This window comes from Falsihalocynthiibacter sp. BN13B15 (assembly GCF_041205415.1).
GTDB classification, from domain to species: Bacteria; Pseudomonadota; Alphaproteobacteria; order Rhodobacterales; family Rhodobacteraceae; genus Falsihalocynthiibacter; species Falsihalocynthiibacter arcticus.
Genome location: NZ_JBGFCE010000017.1, coordinates 17658 through 39584 on the forward strand (window position 1 = coordinate 17658; position 21927 = coordinate 39584).

General features: G+C 53.8%; 18 protein-coding genes and 1 pseudogene. All 19 read left to right on the forward strand.

Annotation, left to right across the window (positions count from 1 at the left end; all coding sequences use genetic code 11):
* Positions 1–51: 51 nt before the first annotated feature.
* The 19 genes and pseudogenes from AB9F26_RS19845 to AB9F26_RS19935 all read left to right on the forward strand — a co-directional run bounded on the left by AB9F26_RS19845 (position 52) and on the right by AB9F26_RS19935 (position 21927).
* Complete coding sequence (locus AB9F26_RS19845; RefSeq protein ID WP_335586609.1) at positions 52–708, forward strand: ABC transporter ATP-binding protein; 657 nt, start codon at positions 52–54, stop codon at positions 706–708.
* Positions 705–3083: an FtsX-like permease family protein gene (locus AB9F26_RS19850; protein WP_369768874.1), complete on the forward strand. Its 2379-nt coding sequence runs from the start codon at positions 705–707 to the stop codon at positions 3081–3083. Before AB9F26_RS19845 ends, AB9F26_RS19850 begins: the two co-directional genes overlap by 4 nt.
* Entirely contained in the window at positions 3073–4113 is a 1041-nt protein-coding gene (locus AB9F26_RS19855; RefSeq protein WP_369768875.1) for a lipocalin-like domain-containing protein, read from the forward strand. The genes AB9F26_RS19850 and AB9F26_RS19855 overlap by 11 nt, the downstream gene beginning before the upstream one ends.
* A gap of 35 nt (positions 4114–4148) precedes the next feature.
* A pseudogene (locus AB9F26_RS19860) lies at positions 4149–4793 on the forward strand (IS6 family transposase).
* 219 nt (positions 4794–5012) lie between these two features.
* A complete protein-coding gene (locus tag AB9F26_RS19865) occupies positions 5013–5468 on the forward strand; it encodes a hypothetical protein (RefSeq protein WP_369757988.1) in 456 nt (151 codons plus the stop codon).
* Between the two features lie 141 nt (positions 5469–5609).
* Entirely contained in the window at positions 5610–6866 is a 1257-nt protein-coding gene (locus tag AB9F26_RS19870; RefSeq protein ID WP_369757987.1) for an ABC transporter substrate-binding protein, read from the forward strand.
* A gap of 72 nt (positions 6867–6938) precedes the next feature.
* A complete protein-coding gene (locus tag AB9F26_RS19875) occupies positions 6939–7952 on the forward strand; it encodes an iron-containing alcohol dehydrogenase (protein WP_369768876.1) in 1014 nt (337 codons plus the stop codon).
* A gap of 653 nt (positions 7953–8605) precedes the next feature.
* The gene (locus AB9F26_RS19880; RefSeq protein WP_369768877.1) at positions 8606–9448 is read left to right on the forward strand and encodes a helix-turn-helix domain-containing protein; all 843 of its coding nucleotides are present in this window, start codon (positions 8606–8608) and stop codon (positions 9446–9448) included.
* 125 nt (positions 9449–9573) lie between these two features.
* Positions 9574–10587, forward strand: a complete 1014-nt coding sequence (locus AB9F26_RS19885; protein WP_369756816.1) for a branched-chain amino acid ABC transporter permease — start codon at positions 9574–9576, stop codon at positions 10585–10587.
* Positions 10588–10591: 4 nt separating this feature from the next.
* Complete coding sequence (locus AB9F26_RS19890) at positions 10592–11662, forward strand: branched-chain amino acid ABC transporter permease (protein ID WP_369756815.1); 1071 nt, start codon at positions 10592–10594, stop codon at positions 11660–11662.
* A complete protein-coding gene (locus AB9F26_RS19895; RefSeq protein WP_369756814.1) occupies positions 11659–12459 on the forward strand; it encodes an ABC transporter ATP-binding protein in 801 nt (266 codons plus the stop codon). The genes AB9F26_RS19890 and AB9F26_RS19895 overlap by 4 nt, the downstream gene beginning before the upstream one ends.
* On the forward strand, positions 12452–14593 hold the full coding sequence (locus AB9F26_RS19900) for an ABC transporter permease (RefSeq protein ID WP_369768878.1): 2142 nt from the start codon (positions 12452–12454) through the stop codon (positions 14591–14593). The genes AB9F26_RS19895 and AB9F26_RS19900 overlap by 8 nt, the downstream gene beginning before the upstream one ends.
* A 3-nt stretch (positions 14594–14596) precedes the next feature.
* Positions 14597–15421: a phosphoenolpyruvate hydrolase family protein gene (locus AB9F26_RS19905; protein ID WP_369768879.1), complete on the forward strand. Its 825-nt coding sequence runs from the start codon at positions 14597–14599 to the stop codon at positions 15419–15421.
* Between the two features lie 25 nt (positions 15422–15446).
* Positions 15447–17951 carry a flotillin domain-containing protein gene (locus tag AB9F26_RS19910; RefSeq protein ID WP_369768880.1) on the forward strand — a complete coding sequence of 835 codons (2505 nt, stop codon included), beginning with the start codon at positions 15447–15449 and terminating at the stop codon, positions 17949–17951.
* Positions 17951–18388, forward strand: coding sequence for an SRPBCC family protein (locus AB9F26_RS19915; protein WP_369756810.1), 438 nt, complete (start codon positions 17951–17953; stop codon positions 18386–18388). Before AB9F26_RS19910 ends, AB9F26_RS19915 begins: the two co-directional genes overlap by 1 nt.
* Position 18389: 1 nt before the next feature.
* A complete protein-coding gene (locus AB9F26_RS19920; RefSeq protein ID WP_369768881.1) occupies positions 18390–18833 on the forward strand; it encodes an SRPBCC family protein in 444 nt (147 codons plus the stop codon).
* Complete coding sequence (locus AB9F26_RS19925) at positions 18834–19613, forward strand: xanthine dehydrogenase family protein subunit M (protein ID WP_369768882.1); 780 nt, start codon at positions 18834–18836, stop codon at positions 19611–19613.
* Entirely contained in the window at positions 19613–20095 is a 483-nt protein-coding gene (locus tag AB9F26_RS19930) for a (2Fe-2S)-binding protein (RefSeq protein ID WP_369768883.1), read from the forward strand. Before AB9F26_RS19925 ends, AB9F26_RS19930 begins: the two co-directional genes overlap by 1 nt.
* Positions 20095–21927, forward strand: a complete 1833-nt coding sequence (locus tag AB9F26_RS19935) for a xanthine dehydrogenase family protein molybdopterin-binding subunit (RefSeq protein ID WP_369768884.1) — start codon at positions 20095–20097, stop codon at positions 21925–21927. The genes AB9F26_RS19930 and AB9F26_RS19935 overlap by 1 nt, the downstream gene beginning before the upstream one ends.

The window sequence follows — 21927 nt, forward strand, 5'->3', positions numbered from 1 at the left end:
GTATCCGCACCCGATGACGCGCAATCTCTTGGGAGCGAATAGGGGCACAGAATGCTACTTGAATTTGATTCCGTCCAAAAGTCTTTCCCTAGCAGTGATGGACCGGTGCCGATTTTAAGGGGTGTCACTTTTGGGTTGGCCAGGGGCCAAACGATGGCCTTAACGGGGGATTCCGGAAGCGGCAAAAGCACACTTTTGCACATCGCAGGTGGATTAGAACCGTCTGATTCTGGTGCGGTGCGCGTATCCGGTCACACTCTGACACACCTTAATGATGCAGCGCTCGCCGCTTTGCGTCGAACAGAGATCGCGTTGGTTTTTCAGCAATTTAATCTGATCCCCTCCCTTACCGTTGCTGCAAATATTGCGTTTCAGGCACGGCTGTCAGGTCGCGAGGACCAGGCTCATATTGACCATCTCGTTGCGGCTTTGGGTCTAGCGGACCAATTGAAAAATTACCCAGAGACACTGTCTGGCGGGCAGCAGCAGCGGGTCGCCATCGCTCGCGCCCTTGCCGCCAAGCCCAAGCTGTTGTTGGCGGATGAACCTACCGGAAACCTCGACGAAACAACTGCTGCGGATGTTTTGGAGCAGATGATGCAACTGGTGGCGGACACCGGTGCGGCGTTGCTGATTGTTACCCATTCCCCAAGAATTGCGGAGCGCATGGACCTTGAAATGCATTTGCGCGGCGGTCATCTGGCGTGATCCGAACCTGCTTGGCTGCATTGCTGTCGCATTGGCGTCGCAACCCGATCCAGCTATTTGCCTATATCACGGGCCTTGCGCTGGCGACGGCGCTGTGGTCCGGCGTGCAGGCGATCAACTCCGAGGCCCGTGCGAGTTATGATGCTGCTGCCTCCACGCTTGAAGACGGCCTGTTTGACCTGTTGCTCCCACGGCAAGACGAAGCGATCCCACAGGCTGTTTTTGTCTCGCTCAGGCGGTCTGGATGGCTTGTTTCTCCTGTGATTGAGGGGCGATTGGACGATGTGCGAATTTTGGGTATTGATCCAGTAACCTCTCCTCTGAGCTTTGGGGCAACTAACGGGACGGATGGGCCGCGCGCACTTGAGTTTATGCGCATAGGAGGTCTGTTTGCTGACGCAGAAACCGCGCGGAGCCTAGAAGGGGTGGTCGAGGTTTCGGTCGACGCGAATATCCCAACCGGCATCGCCGTCGGAGATGTTGGGGTTGTGCAAAGGCTGCTAGGGCGCACCGATCTGACGCGCCTTATCCTGCTGCCAGATCAACCAATCACGCAACCTCAACTGAGTCTTGTAGCGCCTGACTTGCGTCTTCAACCCGCTCAGCAAGGAACCGACATCGGTCAGTTGACCGATAGTTTCCATATGAACCTAACGGCCTTCGGTCTGCTCAGTTTTGCTGTTGGGTTATTCATCGTCCACAGCACAATTGGGCTGGCCTTTGAACAACGACGCGGCATGATCCGGACCTTGCGGTCACTGGGAATGCCGCTGCGAACGCTTGTTACGCTGATCACGGTAGAGATGCTGACTTTAGCCACACTCGGGGCTGCCTTGGGGATTGCGCTGGGTTACTTCATCGCGGCGATGTTGCTGCCGGATGTGGCCGCCACACTGCGCGGGCTTTATGGCGCGGAAATCTCCGGTACGCTTGAGTTGCGCGCGGAATGGTGGATGTCTGGCCTCCTGATCACTGTCCTAGGAACGGCGATGTCCTTGGCGGGCCGAATCTGGCAAATCTCAAAAATGCCGCTTTTGGCAAGTGTGAAACCAAGGGCGTGGGCGATGGCCTCCGCATCGCGGTTTCGTCTTCAGATCGTAAGCGCGGTGGTCTTACTTTTGTCAGCATTGCTCCTTGCGATTTTTTCGACGAGCCTCGTTGCAGGCTTTGTTCTACTAGGTTGCCTTCTCATTGGTTCGGCTCTCGCTCTGCCGGTGCTGCTGGAACGGATCATAACATTGTTCGAAAACCTGACACATTCACCAGTGTGGAGTTGGTTCTGGGCCGACACGCGGCAACAGCTGCCCGGGTTGAGCCTTGCTTTAATGGCGCTGTTATTGGCGGCTTCTGCCAATATTGGCGTCTCGACAATGGTGTCGAGCTTCCGGTTGACCTTTGTCGCCTTTTTAGATCAACGGCTTGCACCAGAGCTGTTTGTTCAAACAGATAGCGCCGATCAAAGTGCCGAATTGGAGGCGTTCTTGTTGCGAAAAGTGACCGAAGTTCTGCCGCTCCTCTCGACAAACATTCAGATTACGGGGCAGCCTGTGCGCTTGTTTGGCGTGCGGGTCGGTCCGACTTATCGCGAAAACTGGGCTTTTTTGGATGCCGCGCCCACCCCTTGGGATATGGTCAAAGCCGGAGAGGCCGTTGTCGTCAACGAGCAGTTGGCACGCCGCTCCGATCTGTGGGTTGGAGACATGGTGCAGATTGCGTCGGATTTTAGCCTGCCCATTGCGGCGGTTGTTGGGGACTATGGAAATCCAAGAGGGCAGGTTGTTATGTCCGAGACCGTATTTCAAACGATGTACCCAGATATCCTAGCGTCGCAATTTGGGGTGCGGACCCAAGACGCCGCGGGTCTGCGCCAAGAGATCGTGCAAAATTTTGACATCCCCAACAGCGCGATCACCGATCAGGAAGCGATCAAGGCTCAGGCACTGCAAGTGTTTGAGCGGACCTTTACCGTGACGGCCGCTCTGAACGCCCTGACACTTGGCGTGGCAAGTTTTGCTATACTGATGAGTCTTCTGACACTTGCCGATATGCGTGTGCCTCAACTGGCGCCCGTCTGGGCTATGGGCCTTACGCGCCGAAGCTTGGGCCAGTTGGAACTGTTACGCATCGTTCTCCTTGCGGCGCTAGTGTTTCTATGCGCATTGCCGCTTGGTTTGGCGCTGGCATGGGTGCTACTCACAATCATCAATGTTGAGGCCTTTGGCTGGCAATTGCCGCTCTACCTTTTCCCGCAGGAATACGCGCGGCTGGGGGTTTATGCTTTGATAGCCGCGCTCTTGGCGGCAACTTGGCCTGCGCTGCGTCTGATGCGAATTGCACCGTCCTCCCTGTTGAAAGTTTTTGCAAATGAGCGTTAAGTTGCTGGTTTTTATATGCTTATGGCCGATGTGCGTGATGGCGCAGGGTTTTTTAGGCCTAGGCGCGGATGCCGAAGGGTTTGCGATTCCGCAACCTGATCCGAGCTTCTCTTTTCCCACGGAACACGGTCCGCACCCAGACTACCGTATCGAATGGTGGTACCTGACTGCAAACCTTACGGGACCGGACGGAACGCCTTATGGTCTGCAATGGACGTTATTTCGGTCTGCCCTTTCACCCGGTGATACGAACGACTGGCAGTCGCCCCAGATTTGGTTTGCCCATGCCGCCATCACGACCCCCGACCAACATTTTGCCACCGAACGCTTTGCCCGTGGCGGGATCGGCCAAGCAGGTGTGCAGGCAAATCCTTTTCATGCTTGGATTGATGAGTGGGCGCTGCAAGGCCCGGATTTCAACAGGATGACACTTACCGCAAACGGCCCAGATTTTGGCTACGCAATGTCGCTTAATGCAGAAGGACCTTTGGTCTTCCACGGCGACGACGGGTACTCCGTAAAGTCCGCCGAGGGGCAGGCGAGTTATTACTATTCCCAGCCGTTCTTTAATATCGAAGGGGTATTGACGCTGCCGTCTGGCGATGTGCCTGTCACAGGTACCGCATGGTTGGATCGGGAATGGTCATCCCAACCTCTGTCTGACACCCAAATAGGGTGGGACTGGTTTTCGCTCTCCTTTGAGGAAGGGTCAAAGCTCATGGGGTTTCAATTGCGACAAACTGACGGGTCGTTCTATTCATCCTCAACATGGATCGCACCCGACGGGGCAAGCACGTCCTATTCCGACGGCTCGTTTACTGCGGAACCACTCGCCGAAAGTAGAGTCGAAGGTCGAAAACTACCAACCCGTTGGCGTGTCACATTGCCAGAAGAAGGCGTCGATGTGAGCGTCGCTGCCCTAAACCCAAATGCGTGGATGGGCCTGTCGATCCCATATTGGGAAGGTCCAGTCACGGTAGTCGGCAGCCATGAAGGACGGGGATATCTGGAGATGACAGGCTATGATTGATCCGGGCATTGTCAGAGGAAATTCGCTTGGCGGTAATGCTGCACGTTCGATTTCCGCTTTCACTGCGTAATGTGGAAGACCTACTGCATGAGCGCGGTATTGATATTCGCCATGAAACTGTCCGTTTTTGGTGGAACCGGTTTGGCCCGGTGTTTGCTGCTGAAATCCGGAGGAGACGGGTTCAGTAACTTCGTGCTCATTCGAATTGGCAATGGCATTTGGACGAAGTGTTCGTAAAAATCAACGGTGAAACCCATTACCTCTGGCGGGCCGTTGACCACGAAGGTGAAGTGCTTGAAAGCTATGTCACCAAGCGCCGGGATCGCAAGGCCACATTGAAATTCCTCAGCTTTACCATGAAACGTCATGGTAAAGCTGAGGTGCTAGTTACCGATTAACTTAGCTCATACGGCGCCGCGATGAAGGAGATTGGTAACGCGGCGAAACAGGAAACTGGTCGTTGGAAAAATAAACGCGCCGAGAACTCGCACTTGCCGTTTCGACGACGGGAGTGGGCAATGATCCGCTTCAGGCGCATGAGAACCTTGCAGAAATTCGTTGCCGTCCACGCTTCCATCCACAACCTTTTTAACCAGGACCGAAGCCTCTCCCAACGCGATCACTTTACGGCCAGCCGCACCGCCGCACTGAATGAGTGGCGCGGCCTTTTTGCGGCATAAATGGGCAGGGCCACTGGCCTAGCTGAGACGAGTTCAAATTTGTCGGACAGCAACTCACTGAGGCGATTTCGGAATCGTCGGACAGCGCCAAAATTTATTCAATGGAGCAACAAGTCAGACGCTGAGATATCTAGGCAACGTCATTGGAATGGATTTTGCGGGATTGGTCGGCCACTGTACGATTGTGTCCCATCTGTTCAAAGAAGAAAGAGTGCGCTTATGGTAAACTCAGAAAACAGCAATTCATTCTTTGCTGCCTTCCAACGTCCGGCATGGATTGTCATGATGGTGGCCCAAATGTTGTTGGGGCTCGCATTGTTCCTCACATTGATCTTGAAGTTTTACATGCTCGTTGTCGGGGTGGATGGCTGTCTTGAAGGAAGCACATCCACGGGAAATTTGATCCGCTGTACAGGGACATTAGAAATCGTCGCTAATTTTATCTTTGCTATGGCCGGATTTAGATTCGCAGAATTTATGTTCCAAGAACGACCGCGAGCGATGTTAGGGCCATTGATGGTGGCTGTTTCTGGGGTGTTTGTTATGCTCATGTCCGGCCTGACGTATCAGGTTGCCACATGGTCCGTTGCTGCGACTATTCTTACGCTTATGCTGGCCATTTCGGCGATTATTGCGGCGCAGGTTTACCTGCGTTCCAACAATCACCGGTCCTAATCTTCAGATAAAAAGACGTTTGGTTACACCGGCGCACTTGTCGTGATCAGGGAATGGCTGTGAATGAGTCACGGTAAATTCCATTCCCCAAGCGCCCGTGTTGGTGGTTTGGGGGTTATAACTAGATGGGAGGAACGACACATGAAAAAAACACTTTTAGGATCATTGTCCATGCTGGCGCTTGTCAGTACGGGGGCAACGGGTGTCATGGCAGAAACGCTGAAAATTGGTGCTCTGGCAACGCTGGAAGGCACGTATACCCAACTCGGTGAAGATGGTATCCGCGGAATCACAACCGCTTTGACAGCGGCAGGAAACATGGCTGGCGGTCGCGACGTTGAGGTCATCACGATTTCCACCGATGGCTCACCTGACAGTGCGTTGCGTGCGGCGCGCAAATTGGTTGAGCAAGATGGCGTGGACATAATCCTTGGCCCCCTCTCCGGCTCTGAAGGAATTGCTCTACGGGATTATTCAAAAACCCAGCCTGGAACGACATTTATCAACGGTATTTCTGGTGCACAGGAAACCACCTATGTCACACCGTCAGAAAACTTCTTTCGTTTCAATTCGGATGGCGCGCAATGGTCTGTTGGCCTAGGCAACTATGTGTACAACGAAAAGGGCTACAAAAAAGTCGCAACGATTGGTGAGGACTATTCTTTTATCTACACACAGGTTTTCGGCTTTGCGGTTGAGTACTGTAGCGCAGGTGGAGAAATCACAGAGCGCTTCTGGGTGCCCCTTGGTACAAAAGACTTCGGCTCGATCATCGCGGCATTGCCTGATGATGTAGACGCGATCTATCTTGGACTTGGCGGCGGCGACGCTGTAAACTTCCTCAACCAATACCAACAGGCAGGTGGTGAAGCCAACCTGATTGGTGGTTCGATCATGGTTGACGGTACTGTGTTAAACTCAGAAGGCTCCGCGAAAGACGCTCTGATTGGCGTTCCCTCGTCGGGCATGATGGCGGACACGTCAACCGATCCGCGTTGGACCAGCTTTGTTGATCTGTACCAAGGCACGTTTGCCGAGGGCGACCGCTTCCCATCACCGTCCCTGTTTGCCCTTGGGTACTACAACGCGTCGTCGGCCATGTTGCAGTGCATGGATGCCGTTGGGGGCGATCTTTCCGATGGCCACGCGGCGTTCCGCAGCTGTTTGAGCAATCTGACATTGGAAGCGCCAAATGGCGACATCACGCTTGACGAAAACCGCCAAGCCGTTGGCTCCAACTTCGTTGTTGAAGTGGTCGAGCAAGCCGACGGTAGCCTCGCAACTGAAGTTGTGTCGGTTGTTGAAGGTGTGAACCAAACTCTTGGCCTTGACGCCGAAGCCTTTGCGGCAATCGGTCTTCCAGGACGCGACACACCGGTTTGTAAGGCGACTTACTAATCTAAAAATGGTCCGGACGGACTCGCTCGTCCGGACCCCCATTTCCACGTATTCATTGGACATCGCCTCGACATGACGCTCATCACTTACCCGACTCGCGTCCATTTTGCCGATGATGTCTTGCAGGAAGCACTTCACTCCGAATTGGAACGTTCAGGGTGCAAAGCCCCGCTTTTGGTTTCAGAAGCCTCGCTTTTGGAACCGGAATTCGCCGACAGGATATTGTCGGGCCTACCTGTTTCCTCTCGACCTCAGCAATTGACCTTTTCGCACCATAGCGATTTGCGCCAAGCAGCGAAAACGGCGATTGAACAACCCTACATTCCAGACGTTATCATCGCATTCGGATCTGCGCGGGCGATAGAAGTTGGTCGAAAATGCCGGTACAAATTGATGCAAGCTCATGGCAAACGGCCGCTGCTTTTTGCAGTGCCTGGAGTGGACGGGCTTCCCGGGCCCTGTACTCGAAACCTCGAAACATGGCGTTCTGGCCTGCCGTCGGTGCTGATTTGTGATCCGACAGTCGCTTTGGGTGTCGAGACTGTTCAACTTTGGCGATCTATTATTCTAAGCCTTGTTCGTTGTATCGAATCCTATTTGGCTGTTGCCTATAATCCAACAGCCGACGGGATGGCTTTGGACGCCCTTATACGATGCGTTTCTAACTTTCCTAAAATAGATAAAAATCAAGAGCTTAACCTTTTGCGCGAGTTGATGGCGGCAAGCCTGAACGCGGCGCTGTCGCAAGAAAAGGGGGTCGGCCCGACCCTGACCTTGGCGGCGGCGCTGGCCGACCCGCGTGCGGGAATTGAGGAGCCCGAGTTGGCGCATGCCATTTTCCCAAGTGCGATCAAATTTGCGTCTCTAAACGGAGAAAAGGTTGAGACCCTGTTGAAGTTGATGGGCGCGCCAGATCAAAGTCTTGAGGTTGCCTTGACACGTTTGATGGCGCCTGTGCCCTTTTCCAAAAACCTATCTGACCTCGGAGTAGCTCCAGAGATCCTCGATTCAGTTGCGCATCGAATGGATGGGCAAGCAGGGCTGACCAATGAAATGATTCATAAAGTGTTGGATCCCATTTTTTGAGGCCGTGAAGTGGTTTCGCAATAACGGGTAGGAAAGCTTGGGTTGATTCGGAACTATTCGCGTCGAAATAGTGTAGGATGGAGGGCCAAAGGCAATAATTCCAACATTTGGGCGGTAGTGGGCTTATTGGAAACAGGAGACGGAGGGGTATTTCCTGAAGTCTGTTCGGAACATGAATCCCCTCGTAAAAAGAAGTTCATTTGAAGCGGCATAATAGACATGCTTGTTTACGTCCGCGCTTTATTTCGTGATGCTGAAGGACAGTTCATTGTAAGAATAAGAAAATTCTACCAAGCTATCTAGTTGGACTGGTTTCCTATAATAATTCAGTGTTTTCAACCGCAAGTATGGGGAAATCACTTGTCAGACTGCTTATTCCTCGCACATTATTCGTCATAAAGTAGCCACGCCAGCCTTCAATTGCGAAACCGCTTTTTGGCCGAGGTTATGACAGCGTTAGTTCCCGTAAAATTTTACCCATATATTCTCTTTGGCGCCAACTTTTGCCTCGGCAATGTGTTGTTGGGCGTAACGTTGGGTCTGATTCTTAGAACGGATGGCTTGCCAGAAAACCTATGTGTGTGCCTTGATCATGAAACGATTTGACGTTCTTTCGCTTTAACGGGCGGAATTTGACTTGGGAGGGTCAGTCAATGAGCCAAGCAATCGCAGTAAGTCATGGGGAATTTGGACGGGCGGCTTTGTACCGTCTAAACAAAACCATTATCACGCATGCTCATCGTGAAGGGCATCTCATTTACTATCTTGAGGGGAGCAAAGCGGATATCCGCGTCCGCGATGAAATCTTTGAAGCAAGTGCAACACATGCAATTGCAGTGAGCCCTTGGGAACCCCATAATTTTGAAATTGAAGAAGGGGGAACGGCGATTTGTTTGGTCCTTTACATCAAGCCGATGTGGTTCTTGGAAAACAGTCCTTCTGCGGAGTATTCCCTCAAGTTTGGGTGCACATCTGTGCGCATGTCAAACGAGATGAACCATTATGTAAAACGGCTGACTGCATTGCTCTTGGAAGTTGAAGACCAGTCTCAATTCGACGAATTTCTATTTGTCCTGACCAAAGCTAGTTTTGATGAAACCTGGAAAAACAACAATGCCGAAAACCGCAAACAGACCTACGACCGTCTGAGCGATTTTCGCGTTAGGAAGTCTCTGCGGATCATCCAGGAAAAGATGACCGAGGATATCGAAATGGAACATCTTGCGCGCAGTGTTGGCCTTTCTCGCCCGCATTTTTTCAAATTGTTCAAACAATATCTCGGCGTCACCCCAAACGTTTATATGAATACGCTCCGGTCTGAACGCGCAATTGAGGAGCTGTTGAATACCAACAAAACAGTGACCAACATCGCGTTTGATTTGGGGTTCTCGTCGCAGGCAAGCTTCACGCGATTCTTCTCTTCCAACGTCGGCATCGCTCCTAGTGAATATCGCCGCGTCGCACATGTGACAGAGGGCGCTTTTCCGATGATGTGAAACCCTAGAAGACTTTTGGGTACGCCCAGAATTCGACCCCTAGAGTAACCTCCTTCCTAAGAGGACCCCAGCAACTGGGGCAGGGAGGAATACTTGGAATATGTACCAACAAATGGCACTGTGGCATGAGACGTTTTGCGAATTCTCATCCCGTGTGGACCGGCATCATCGCGCTGGCAATTGTTGTATTGCTCTGGCTCATCTTTGCGCTTTGGCCTCCGGGGTTGGAAGCTGTCATGGGCAGGAAGAAAGTGTTCCTAGCTGCGCTCTTTAACGGCATCACTTTAGGCGGTTTGTACTTCCTCGTGGCCAGCGGATTTACTCTCATTTTTGGCCTGATGCGCAACGTGAATATGGCGCATGGCGCGTTGTATTTACTGGGCGGATATGTCGGGTTTCATACGGCGGATATCACCGGGTACTGGCTTTTAGCCTTCCCCGTTGCCTTTGTGGTTGTGGGCTTTTGCGGTGTTCTACTGCAAGTATTGGTGTTCAGCCGAATGGAAGGCGAAGACCTGCGCCAAACGCTTGTTACCATCGGGCTATCAATCGTTTTTGCCGACCTGATGCTCTGGGGTTTTGGTGGCGATTTCTTCAATATTTCTCCACCGGAATGGCTTTCCGGCCCGATCGAAACCTTCATTGTCACGGCGCAAAAGAGCAATGGCGACGCCGTATTTATGAAGTACCCAATGGTGCGGATCGTGATCTTTTTAGCTGCAGTATTCTTGGGGCTTGCGATGTGGTTCGCTCTGAATAAGACACGCATTGGCATGATGATCCGCGCAGGCGTTGACGACCGCGACATGCTGCGGGCAACTGGAGCGCGCATTCAAATTGTGTTCGTTGGGGTCTTTGCATTTGGTGCTGGACTGGCCGGCATTGCAGGTGTGGTTGGAGGCACCTTTCAATCGGTCGCACCTGGGGAGGACATCAGGTTCCTATTGGCCAGTCTTGTGGTCGTAATTGTGGGCGGAATGGGCTCGATCCCCGGTGCAGCCCTTGGTGCTCTATTGATCGGTTTGGCCGAGCAGTTTGGCTCAGTTTATTTCCCTACCTACGCGGTTGTTCTGACGTTTTTGATCATGGTTGTTGTGTTGGCGTTCCGCCCACAGGGCCTGATGGGCAGGGAGGGATAGCGGAATGGTTGACGTGACCCCTTCGAATATTGGCGCTGGTAAAGCACGCGCGCCTTCTTGGATTGAAAGCATCTCGCCGGCCTATTGGATTGCGGGTTTGATCCTCCTCGTGATCCCTGCCTTCGTCAGTCCATTTTTCATGTTCCAATTAATGGGCTGGACCTTCATCCTCGGCATCATTGCCCTAAGTTTGATGTTTCTTGGCGGATATGGTGGCATGATCAGCATGGCGCAAATGGCCTTCGCTGGTTTCGCGGGCTACATGGTTGCCATTTTTGGCGATAGTGCGATTGAGACGATTTCCCAAGGGTGGCCATGGTGGATTGTGATCCCGCTGGCTCTGTTCCTCACGATGGTTTTTTCCACCGCCGTTGGCTGGTTGGCCGTGCGGACAGAGGGCATCTATACCATTATGATCACCCTCGCGATTGCGGCTGCGTTCTTTTATTTCACGCGCCAGAATTATGATTTGTTCAACGGATTTCAGGGCTTTAACTCCGTCATACCGCCAAAGCTGTTTGGCGTGGATTGGCGCGGTCCTTATGCGTTTTACTACTTGTCCCTGTTCTTTGCCGTTGCGTCCTATGCGCTCGTTCTTTACATCAGCCGCGCACCTTTTGGCTTAGCGTTGCAAGGGGTGCGCGACAACCCGCGCCGCATGGCGGCCCTTGGCTACAATGTCACAGCGCACCGCGTCGCTGCCTATGCTTTTGCGGGGTTCCTCGCTGGAATTGGCGGCATACTCCTAACCTGGCAGTCGAGCCAGATTTCGCCAGGTACCGTCGGTATTTCTCCTGCAATCGACATCCTGATCATTGCCGTTATTGGCGGCCTTCGCCACCCGATTGGCGCGTTTATTGGTGCTTTCATCTATGTGATCCTCAAAACTTTTGCCGTTGATATACTGGTGGGCCTTGGGTTGGCGGGCGAGCGGTTTCAATTGGTGATCGGCCTTGGTTTCCTCGCGATTGTTTTCTTTTCGCCAGACGGAATACTCGGCCTTTGGGCCAAATTCAAAGACAGCCGCAACCGTGATCCTTTGACGGAGAAAGAAAACGGAGGCCGTCCGCTATGAGCGTTATGAGTGTCATGTCAAATGGGGCGGCTGCGGCTTCGGGGGGGGCGGGCTATGCGCTTGAGTTGCGCGGTGTGTCCAAGAAATTCGGCGCCCTCGAAGCGTTAAGCGACATCAATATGTTGGTGCGTCCGGGCGAACGGCGCGCGGTGCTTGGCTCCAACGGAGCAGGGAAAACCACCCTGTTTAATTGTATCACAGGGGACTTCCCGCCAACGACTGGGGCGATCCGGTTTTTTGGTGAGGATGTAACCGTTTTTCCCGCGCAAGAACGTATTCGGCGAGGGCTGCGACGGACTTATCAAATCTCGCTGCTGTTCAACGGATTAAGTGTTCTAGACAATGTTTACCTTGCGTGTCGCGGTGTTTCGCGGGGCAGGTTCTCCTTTGTGCGCCCAAATAAATCGGATGCCCTGATGCAAACCGCCGAGGAGCTGGTCGCCACCGTCCATCTTTCGGATGTCGGCAAAACTATGGTGAGTGATCTGTCTTATGGGCAGCAGCGCCAACTTGAAATTGCCATGGCCTTGTCGGGCGCACCGCGGTTTATTCTGTTTGATGAACCCGCAGCAGGCCTCTCGCCAACCGAGCGTAATGAGCTGGTGGATATCCTGTTGGGGCTGCCTGGCCACGTTGGTTACATCATCATCGAGCATGACATGGATGTCGCGCTGCGCGTCAGCGATATGGTGACGATGATGCACAACGGTCGCATTTTCAAAGAGGGAAAACCCGCCGAGATCGAAGATGATCCAGAAGTGCAGGCGTTGTATCTGGGGGGTGGTGGCGATGAGTAACGCCCTCGAAGTTCGCGACCTCAACGTCTTTTACGGCCAATCTCACGCGCTTCAAGGGGTGAACTTGACGCTGAGTTCCGGCGTGCTTTCGGTTGTTGGCCGCAACGGCATGGGTAAAACCACCCTTTGCAAGGCGATCATGGGCTTGGTGCCGGTTCGGTCTGGCTCGATCTCTTTTGGAGGTCAGTCGCTGGCAGGACTAGGGCCTGCCGAAATTGCACGGCTTGGCATTGGCTATGTCCCGCAGGGGCGACGTCTTTGGAAATCCCTGACCGTGGACGAGCACTTGCAACTGGTTGCGACCAAGGGTGGTGACTGGACTCCAGAGCGAATTTACTCGGTTTTTCCCCGCTTGGCCGAGCGTAAATCAAACGGGGGTGCGCAGCTCTCCGGTGGCGAGCAACAGATGTTAGCGATTGGCCGAGCGCTGTTGTTGAACCCAAAACTGCTGGTGATGGATGAGCCGACCGAAGGTTTGGCACCGGTTATCGTCAATCAGGTCGCGGAAATGCTGGTTCAACTAGGGCGTCAAGGCGACATGGATGTTCTGGTGATTGAACAGAATATTGGCGTTGCAACCTCCGTGGCCGAGCAAGTGGCCATCATGGTCAACGGCAAGGTCAATCGGGTGATGGATGCGGGGCTTCTCGCGGCGGATCGCGATTTGCAGCAAGCGTTGCTTGGCGTAGGTCGCCACGCGCATGATGAAACCCCTGATGTCGCGCCTGCTGGCAAGGCAGAACCAGATAAAGTGGCGCCCGCAAGTACAAAAATTTACCTCTCCAATCCCAATGTGCCGACGCGCTGGTCTCCTCCAGTGCCCGCGCATGTTATCGCGCAAGCGGCGCGGACCGTAACGGCTGTTGCTGCTCCCGCAGCGGTTGTTGCGGTGCCGCGGGGAGCAGGCACGGCGCGCAATGGTGTCGTTTATATTTGTGGAACGATGGACACCAAAGGGGCCGAACTTCGGTTCATGCGTGACATCATCAAGGGGCAGGGGTTGCGCGTGGCGCTTGTGGATCTCTCGACCAGTGGCAAACCTTCTGGTGCGGAAGTGCCGCCAAATGCAGTTGCAGGTTTTCATCCCCGCGGCGTGGCTGGCGTTATGACCGGAGATCGCGGCACGGCCGTTGCAGGTATGACCTTGGCGTTTGAGCGTTGGGTGCGCCAACGCAGCGATATTGCCGCGGTAGTTGGGGCGGGTGGATCGGGCGGAACGGCAGTTGTATCCCCTGGGTTTCGCGCGCTTCCCGTAGGGGTTCCCAAGTTTATTGTATCAACTGTCGCGAGTGGGAACACAGAACAATATGTGGGCGCTTCTGACATCACGATGATGCATTCGGTGGCCGATGTTCAGGGGCTCAACTCGATTACCCGCGAGGTTTTGGCAAATGCCGCCAACGGGGTTGCAGGTATGGCAAAAGGCCGCCAAAAAACCGTGCCGGTTGTGGACAAACCAGCCATTGGATTGACCATGTTTGGTGTAACAACCAAATGCGTTCAACAAGTCGTATCACAGCTGGACGGTGTGTATGATTGCCTTGTTTTTCATGCCACGGGGACGGGTGGCCGTGCGATGGAAAATCTGCTGTCGTCGGGTATGCTTGAGGCCGTTATTGATCTCACCACCACCGAGATTTGCGACATGGTTACAGGCGGTGTTTTTGCAGCGAATGAAACCCGTTTTGATGCCATGATCAACGATGGTCGCCCCTATATTGGGTCCTGCGGCGCGCTCGATATGGTGAATTTCAACGCCCCAGATACGGTTCCTGCCAAGTATCTGGGTCGTCTGTTCTATGAGCATAATCCGCAAATCACCCTGATGCGTACTACCCCAGAAGAAAACGCCGAGATGGGGCGCTTCATTGGCGAGAAACTCAACAAAATGAATGGCGTTGTGCGGTTTTTCCTTCCCGAGGGCGGTGTCTCGGCGCTTGATGCTCCTGGGCAGCCCTTCTGGAATCCGGCGGCAAACAAAGCGCTGTTTACAGCCTTGGAAGAAACCCTGCGCCCGACAGCGAACCGTCAATTGGTTCGCGTACCACACAATATCAATGACCCTGAATTTGCGGACCTTGTGGTTAAGACTTTCCAGTCTTTCCACGCCCGCCCAGTTCAAAGGAAAGCTTAGACTATGTTTGATCGTGCAACACTGATGAAGAATTTTCGCGCCATGCGGGACCGTGGAGAGCCGATTATCGGCGGCGGAGCGGGGACGGGATTGTCGGCGAAATGTGAAGAGGCGGGCGGGATTGACCTGATCGTAATTTACAATTCGGGGCGTTACCGAATGGCGGGCCGCGGGTCTTTAGCGGGTTTGATGCCCTATGGTGACGCGAATGCCGTTGTCATGGAAATGGCGGGCGAGGTTTTACCCGTTGTTAAGAAAACCCCAGTTTTGGCGGGTGTGTGCGCCTCTGATCCGTTCCGTCTGATGGACAAGTTTCTGGATCAGGTGAAGGACGCAGGTTTTAGTGGCGTCCAAAATTTCCCTACAGTGGGTCTGATTGACGGTAATTTTCGTGCCAATTTGGAAGAAACCGGCATGTCGTACCAGCTTGAGGTCGATATGATCGCCGCCGCCCACAAGAAGGATATGCTCACAACGCCCTATGTCTTTTGCGAAGAAGACGCGCGTGCCATGGCAAAGGCTGGCGCGGATATCATCGTAGTTCATTTGGGCCTAACGACGGGTGGATCAATTGGGGCGGAAACGGGCTGCACGCTGGAACAGGCACCGGCCCTAACCGACGCTTGGGCGAAAGCGGCCCTAGATATAAATCCAGACGTCATCGTGTTGGTCCATGGCGGCCCCGTTGCGATGCCAGAGGACGCAGAGTTCGTGCTGAAAAACACCAAATACTGCCACGGCTTCTATGGCGCTTCTTCGATGGAGCGCTTGCCTACCGAAATTGCACTGACTGCGCAAACTAAGAAATTCAAGGAGATTGGGCGCTAAGGCGACCCAAGTTGGAGGAACCGACATGACCGGCGAACTAATTGGACAGTTGATCTTATGGCTGATTACAGCTGTGATCGTAATTTTCATCCTGTATTGGGTGATGAACTGGCTGTACCGCCGGTCAACCAAAGAAATCGCATTCGTGCGAACGGGTTTGTTCGGCGAAAAGGTTGTGATCGATAGCGGCGCTTTCGTCTGGCCGATCGTGCATGACATTACGCCGGTTAACATGAATTCGATGGACCTGCATGTTGTTCGCGAAAAAGGCGACGCGCTGATTACAAAAGACCGGATGCGGATTGATATCGAAGCGTCGTTTTATGTGCGTGTGGGTCAAACAAAAGAGGCCGTTACTCTGGCGGCATCAACGCTTGGTCGCCGCACCCTTGAGCCTGAGCGTATTCACCAGCTTTTGAACGGTAAATTCGTTTCTGCCTTGCGCACAGTTGCGGCTGAAATGACCATGGAAGACTTGCACGAAAAGCGCGGCGATTATGTGGCACGTGTGATCGAAGCTGCCCAGCTGAGTTTGGATAAAAACGGACTTGATCTTGAGAGCGTGGCGATCCTCGATATCGATCAATCTGACATCGAGTATTTCAACCCCTCCAACCGCTTTGATGCAGAAGGTTTAACGAGTGTCATTGAGGCCATCGAAGGCCGTCGCAAGCTGCGCAATGACATTGAGCAAGACACTATGCTGCAAATTCGCACACGCAATTTGGCAGCGGAAAAAGAAAGCCTAAATATCGAGCGGGAAAGTGAAAACGCACGTCTCGATCAAGAGCGCGAAATTGAATTCCGTCGCGCGCAACAACGGGCCGAGCTGACACGCGAGCGCTCTGAGCGCGAAAGGGAAGGCGAGCAGGCAACTTTCTTGAATCGCGAAGCCATTGAGACTGCCCGCATCGCAAATGACGAGCATATCGCCCAAGCGCGGATTGCCTCTGAGAAGACCATTCGCAAGCAAGAAATTGAGCGTCAGGAAGTGATTGATATCGCTGAGATCGCTACTCGTGAAACCATCGAAAAAGCACGTATTGCACAAGAGGACGAAATCACCCATGCGCGCATTGATTTGGACCGCGTCACGCGAGAACGTGAGATCACACGCGAAAAGGCCATAGAAGTGGCGGATATAGCGCGGCATAAAACAATTGCCGCCGAGCGGATCAAATCCGAAAAAGAGACGCGTACGTTGGAAATCGCGTCCTCTGAGGAGACATCGAAAGAGTTGATTGCCCAAGAGGAGCGTGTCCGTAGTCTTGAGATTGCGCGCAACGAAGCCCTCGATCAGGCGCAAATTGCAAGCCAAGAAGCCATTGATAAGTCTCGTATTTTAACTCAGGCGCGCATCGCGGTTGAACGCATCGAGAATGAAGAGCGTACGGCGGAACGGGATTTGGCGCGCGAACAAGCGATTGCCATTGCCAATGAGGCGCGTGCAGAGGCCGTTGAAGCCAAACGCATCGCTAAAGAGAAGCATTTGGCGGCGGATCGGATTGCCTATGAGCAAGACATGCGTGAACGCGAAATTGCCCGCAACAAGGCCGTTGATGTGGCGAATGTTGAAGCACAAGAAAGCGTGAAAGCCGCGAAAATCGGGGAAGATGGCCGCACGCGTGCTGCAGAAATTGCCCGTGATCAGGTGCTGGAAGCCAGACAACTTGAACGTAGGAAATCGCTTGAGCAGCTCGAAATCGCGCGTGTGCAAGTGCTGCGAGAAGCAGAAATTGCAAGCCGCGAAGATATAGAACGCGCACAGATTGCCTCCGAACGTGGTCTTGATGACGCACGCATTGGCCATCAAACCGATCGTCGCAAACTGGAAATAGGGCGCGAAAAAGCGGTCGAAGAAGCCAGTATGGAAAAGGCTATTGCCCTTTACCAAAAGTCGCTTGATGAAAGTGCAGCCGCTATTGAAGCGGAAAATGCCCGTGGGCGCGCACTAGAAGCCGCCGAGAAGGCTACTACGGCGGGTCATGCCGAAGTGGCAAACCGTGCAAAAGCAATCGGTATAACTGCGGCCGAACTTGAATCCGAACGTCAACGCATCCATGCAGAAGGTGAGAAAATCCGTGCGGCAGTCGAGGCTGAAGCGCAGAAACTCATCAACGAAGCTGAGAATGTATTGACCAATGATGCCCGCCAGAGCCTGTTCAAGCGCAAAATGCTTGAGCATGTTGAGGGCATTGTCAGCGCCTCTGCGAAACCGCTTGAGAAGATCAACGACATCAGAATTATGCAACTTGGTGGGTCAAACACTCAGGGGCTCGATTGGAGTGGCGCTGGGGGCGGTTCAGGTGGTGGTGGTGGCTCAAGCCCCACCGATGAAGTGATGAACTCAGCACTTCGGTACCGCGTTCAGGCGCCGATGGTTGATAGCCTCTTGGCCGACATCGGGATCGACGGAAGCAATATCGCCAAATCCGATATTTTCCGCAATGTGTCCGATATGACCCGCGCAAGTTCAGAAATATCGCGTGCCGAAGCGGCGAAAACGCCGAAGAAGAAGGAGTCCGAATAATGGCCCGCGTCTTTGTTTCAACCGTCATTAATGCTGAAGCTTCCGCTGTTTGGGACCGGATCCGCGACTTTAACGGAATGCCAAAATGGCACCCTCGGATTCGGGACAGCCGCATCGAAGACGCGCTTCCCGCGGATAAGATCGGTGCAATCCGCAACTTCCATTTGCAAAGCGGGGATATGATCCGCGAACAGTTGGTTGGGATGTCGGACTACGACCTGTTTTATAGCTATGCCATGCTTGAGGGGCCGATGCCTCTGTGGGACTATATGGCCACGTTGCGCCTGACGCCGATTACGGACGGCAACCGTTGTTTTGCGGAATGGTCAGCAGAGTTTGATTGCGACCCGTCCAACGCGTCCGATCTTCAGAATGGCATTGCGACCAATGTTTTTCAGGGCGGTTTTGACGCGCTTAAACGACATTTCGGGGGCTAGCATGGTCAAGGTCATCCGCAGCACAATCCTACCTGCACCGGTCGAGGCCGTTTGGGACGTATTGCGCGATTTCAATGGGCATAGCGCGTGGCATCCGATTGTTACAAGCAGCCAGATTGAGCGGGGTCTGCCCAGTGATAAAGTTGGCTGTATTCGCAAGTTTAAATTGGAAGACGGGTCTGAATTGCGCGAGCAGCTGTTGGCGTTGTCGGATGCAGATTTGGCCTATTCCTATTGTCTGTTGGACACACCCGTTCCCCTGTTCAACTACGTCAGCCACGTGCGTTTGATCCCAGTCACGGACGCGGATCACACGTTTTGGCATTGGGAAGGCAGTTTTGACACCCTCCCAGAAAAACGCGACGCGATGATCGATTTAGTCGGCCATGATATTTATGAGGCGGGGTTCAATGCGATCCGTTCCGCCATGAAATTGGAGGGCTGAATGGTCACCGTCAGCACATATCAAACAATGAGTGAGGCCGCAGGAAAGCTGGCCGAAGGAAGCATGTATATGGCCGGTGGCACGATTGTCATGCGCAGGGTCAATTTTGGCGACCAAAGCTTTCATAACATCGTTCGTGTTCAGCAACCTGAACGTGGAATCACAGTCGATGCGCAAGGGATCAAGATTGGTGCGGGTACGACCATGGCCGAGATTTTGGCTCATCGCGATCTGGATTTTTTGCATCCTGTCGCCAGACAGATTGGGGGGCCTGCGATCCGCAACATGGCGACCATTGGTGGCAATCTTTTTGCAAGAAATCCCAACGGCGATATGGCGGCCGCGCTTCTGGCTTTGAATGCACAGGTGGTGATGGCCGATGGTCACGCTAGTCCGATCGAGACATTCTTGTTGGACCGTGGACATGCGCGCGGTTTGGTGGCCTCACTGATCGTGCCGCGCGTTTCGCATGGCGCTTTCAAGTATGTTAAAATTAGCAGAGTGAAGCCCCGAGGCGTCGCCATCATGACAATCTCGGTTCTGTTGGGCGGAAGCGATCCTCGGGTGGTATTTGGCAATATGGGCCCAACGCCCCTGCGCGCAAAACCTGCAGAACGGGCGCTCGCGGGTGGTGTAAACCCCTCCGCAATTGAAGCGGCCTGTGCTGTCTGCACCCAAGGGCTTTCGCCCGCTGAAGATGCGCTCGCGAGTGCGTGGTATCGAACCGAGGTCGCCCCAGTTCATTTGCGGCGCTTGTTGACAAACGGAGGGCTGCGCTAATGGCCAAAACACCGGTTACTTTTACTCTGAATGATGCCGAAACAGCCCTTTTTGTGGATGGTGGTGCCGCGTTGATCGAGGTGCTGCGCCGCGGGGCAGGTGATCTGACGCCAAAACAGGGCTGTGCTCAGGGGAATTGCGGGGCGTGCACGGTTTTGATCGACGGCGAACCGCATTTATCCTGCCTTACGCTGGCGGAAACCGTTGAGGGTAAGCGCGTTAATACAACGGCAAGTCTGGCGAACGGTCCAGAATTGCACCCGTTACAAAAGGCCTTCATGGAAGGTTTTGCCGCCCAGTGCGGCTATTGCACGCCGGGAATGTTGATGTCTGCAAAATCGCTTTTGGATCATAATCCCAATCCATCGCGCGACGAAGTTATTGAGGCGATCTCTGGCAATCTTTGCCGCTGCACGGGGTATGAACCCATTGTCGACGCGATCCTTACAGCTTCGACCCAACTCCAGCGGAGGGTTGTCTGATGTCTTCTATTGAGTTTCGCAAAGATCTGTTCGCGGACGAACGTGACGACAATTTGAAAGAGATCGGTAAGCCGACAATTCGGCAAGATATTCTGGGCCATGTGACTGGTCGCACGCCTTACTACGACGATCATTTGTTTGACGGCTTGTTGCATATGCGCGCCGTCCGCAGCCCACATCATAACGCTCAGATCGTTTCACTTGATATTTCGGCGGCGGAAAAAATGCCGGGTGTGCGCAAGGTCGCAACAGCCAAAGACGTGCCCCGCAATCTGAATACCTTGTTGTCGCTGATCAACTTTGGACGTGATGACGAACCCCTCTGTGCACATGACTTTGTGCGCTATGTTGGGGAAGCGGTGGCGTGGGTTATTGCCGACACCGAACGTCAGGCGCGCGACGCGGTGGCGAAGGTCCGAGTTACCTATAATGTGCTCCCTCATGTTTTGGATGTTGAGGAGGCCATTGCCCCCGGAGCGCCGGTGGTCAACGATATCTACCCCAACAATTCCTTCGACTATCACGCAAAATACGATCACCAGAAAATTCGCTTTGGCGATGTGAACGCGGCATTTGCCAAGGCGGATCACGTCATTGAGGCCGAGTACCAGATGTCACCGATCGAGCAGGCCCCGATTGAGACTTGTGGCGCGATTGCAGCCCCCGAAACCAATGATCGTTTCGTATGTTACACCAACACACAGGCGCTGTTTTTCTCTCTCGGTACAACGGCGAAGCTACTTGATATTGCGTCTTCACGGCTGCATTTCATCGGCGGAACAGCAGGGGGCGGCTTTGGGGGTAAGGTGGATTCCATTGTGGAACCCACGGCTGTTTTAGGCGCAATGCTCACCGGTAAGCCCGTGAAATTCGCATGGGATCGCGAAGAGGAAATGCAGGTTGGCGCCCCGAGGGGAGGCGAGCGCTGGCGGATCAAAGATGGTGTCATGAACGATGGTACGATCATCGCACGCGAACTAACCGGCTTCTTTGATTGTGGTGCCTACATGCGGTTGTCGCCCTATGCGATCATCAAATGTTCAGGGCATATTCCTGGTCCGTATTCGATCCCAAATGTATCGTCGAATGTGTACTGCTGCATCACCAACCGTACGCCCGCGACGGCGATGCGCGGGTTCGGAATTACGGCGGTAGACTTCTCAATTGAGTGCCATATGGATCGTGTGGCTGAGGCCGTAGGCATGAACCCGATCGAGTTGCGGATCAAGAATGCTTATCGGGACGGCGACATGAAGGCCCATCGACGCAAGGCCAAAAACACGGCGCTAATTGAGTGCTGTCAGGTTGCAGCGGGAAAAGCAGGTTGGGCGATCTCGCCAGAGGCCGCCGCGCAATCGTCGCTTGTTGGCGGTGGCGGGGATCGCGCCCTCATTCCCGAGACTTTGATCGACGAAGAAGGCCGAATTGGCGAGCGACGTCAAGGGCGGGTGGCAAGTACCAGTCCAAGCAAAAATCCAACGTCGCGAGTTGCTGCAGGTGTTCATGGAGAGACAAAAGTCGGTGCTCCGGTTCAAAATTCCGACATGCAAATTGATGCAGAGCGGATTGGCCATAAAATGGGTGCAACGGAGGTTGCCGTTCCAAATCCGCCAATCGCCGCGACCCCAACGGCCCCTACTAGGGCACCTCTCCCCATTGCACCGCCAGCTGCCGCAGCCCAGCCCGTGATTGCGCCGACCTATGTGCCGCCGTCCGCGCCTCCAGCCGCTCCCGCCCCCGCGGGACAGCAAAAACCCTACGAACCAAAACCCTATTCTAGCAGCCCAAGGCCGGGCAGTTCCACGTTCACTTCTGGCTATCGGAGACGTTGA

Coding starts and splice junctions, on each gene's coding strand:
- AB9F26_RS19845 (WP_335586609.1), top strand. CDS start 52: ATGCTACTTGAATTTGATTCCGTCCAAAAGTCTTTCCCTAGCAGTGAT.
- AB9F26_RS19855 (WP_369768875.1), top strand. CDS start 3,073: ATGAGCGTTAAGTTGCTGGTTTTTATATGCTTATGGCCGATGTGCGTG.
- AB9F26_RS19865 (WP_369757988.1), top strand. CDS start 5,013: ATGGTAAACTCAGAAAACAGCAATTCATTCTTTGCTGCCTTCCAACGT.
- AB9F26_RS19870 (WP_369757987.1), top strand. CDS start 5,610: ATGAAAAAAACACTTTTAGGATCATTGTCCATGCTGGCGCTTGTCAGT.
- AB9F26_RS19875 (WP_369768876.1), top strand. CDS start 6,939: ATGACGCTCATCACTTACCCGACTCGCGTCCATTTTGCCGATGATGTC.
- AB9F26_RS19880 (WP_369768877.1), top strand. CDS start 8,606: ATGAGCCAAGCAATCGCAGTAAGTCATGGGGAATTTGGACGGGCGGCT.
- AB9F26_RS19885 (WP_369756816.1), top strand. CDS start 9,574: ATGAGACGTTTTGCGAATTCTCATCCCGTGTGGACCGGCATCATCGCG.
- AB9F26_RS19890 (WP_369756815.1), top strand. CDS start 10,592: ATGGTTGACGTGACCCCTTCGAATATTGGCGCTGGTAAAGCACGCGCG.
- AB9F26_RS19895 (WP_369756814.1), top strand. CDS start 11,659: ATGAGCGTTATGAGTGTCATGTCAAATGGGGCGGCTGCGGCTTCGGGG.
- AB9F26_RS19900 (WP_369768878.1), top strand. CDS start 12,452: ATGAGTAACGCCCTCGAAGTTCGCGACCTCAACGTCTTTTACGGCCAA.
- AB9F26_RS19905 (WP_369768879.1), top strand. CDS start 14,597: ATGTTTGATCGTGCAACACTGATGAAGAATTTTCGCGCCATGCGGGAC.
- AB9F26_RS19910 (WP_369768880.1), top strand. CDS start 15,447: ATGACCGGCGAACTAATTGGACAGTTGATCTTATGGCTGATTACAGCT.
- AB9F26_RS19915 (WP_369756810.1), top strand. CDS start 17,951: ATGGCCCGCGTCTTTGTTTCAACCGTCATTAATGCTGAAGCTTCCGCT.
- AB9F26_RS19920 (WP_369768881.1), top strand. CDS start 18,390: ATGGTCAAGGTCATCCGCAGCACAATCCTACCTGCACCGGTCGAGGCC.
- AB9F26_RS19925 (WP_369768882.1), top strand. CDS start 18,834: ATGGTCACCGTCAGCACATATCAAACAATGAGTGAGGCCGCAGGAAAG.
- AB9F26_RS19930 (WP_369768883.1), top strand. CDS start 19,613: ATGGCCAAAACACCGGTTACTTTTACTCTGAATGATGCCGAAACAGCC.
- AB9F26_RS19935 (WP_369768884.1), top strand. CDS start 20,095: ATGTCTTCTATTGAGTTTCGCAAAGATCTGTTCGCGGACGAACGTGAC.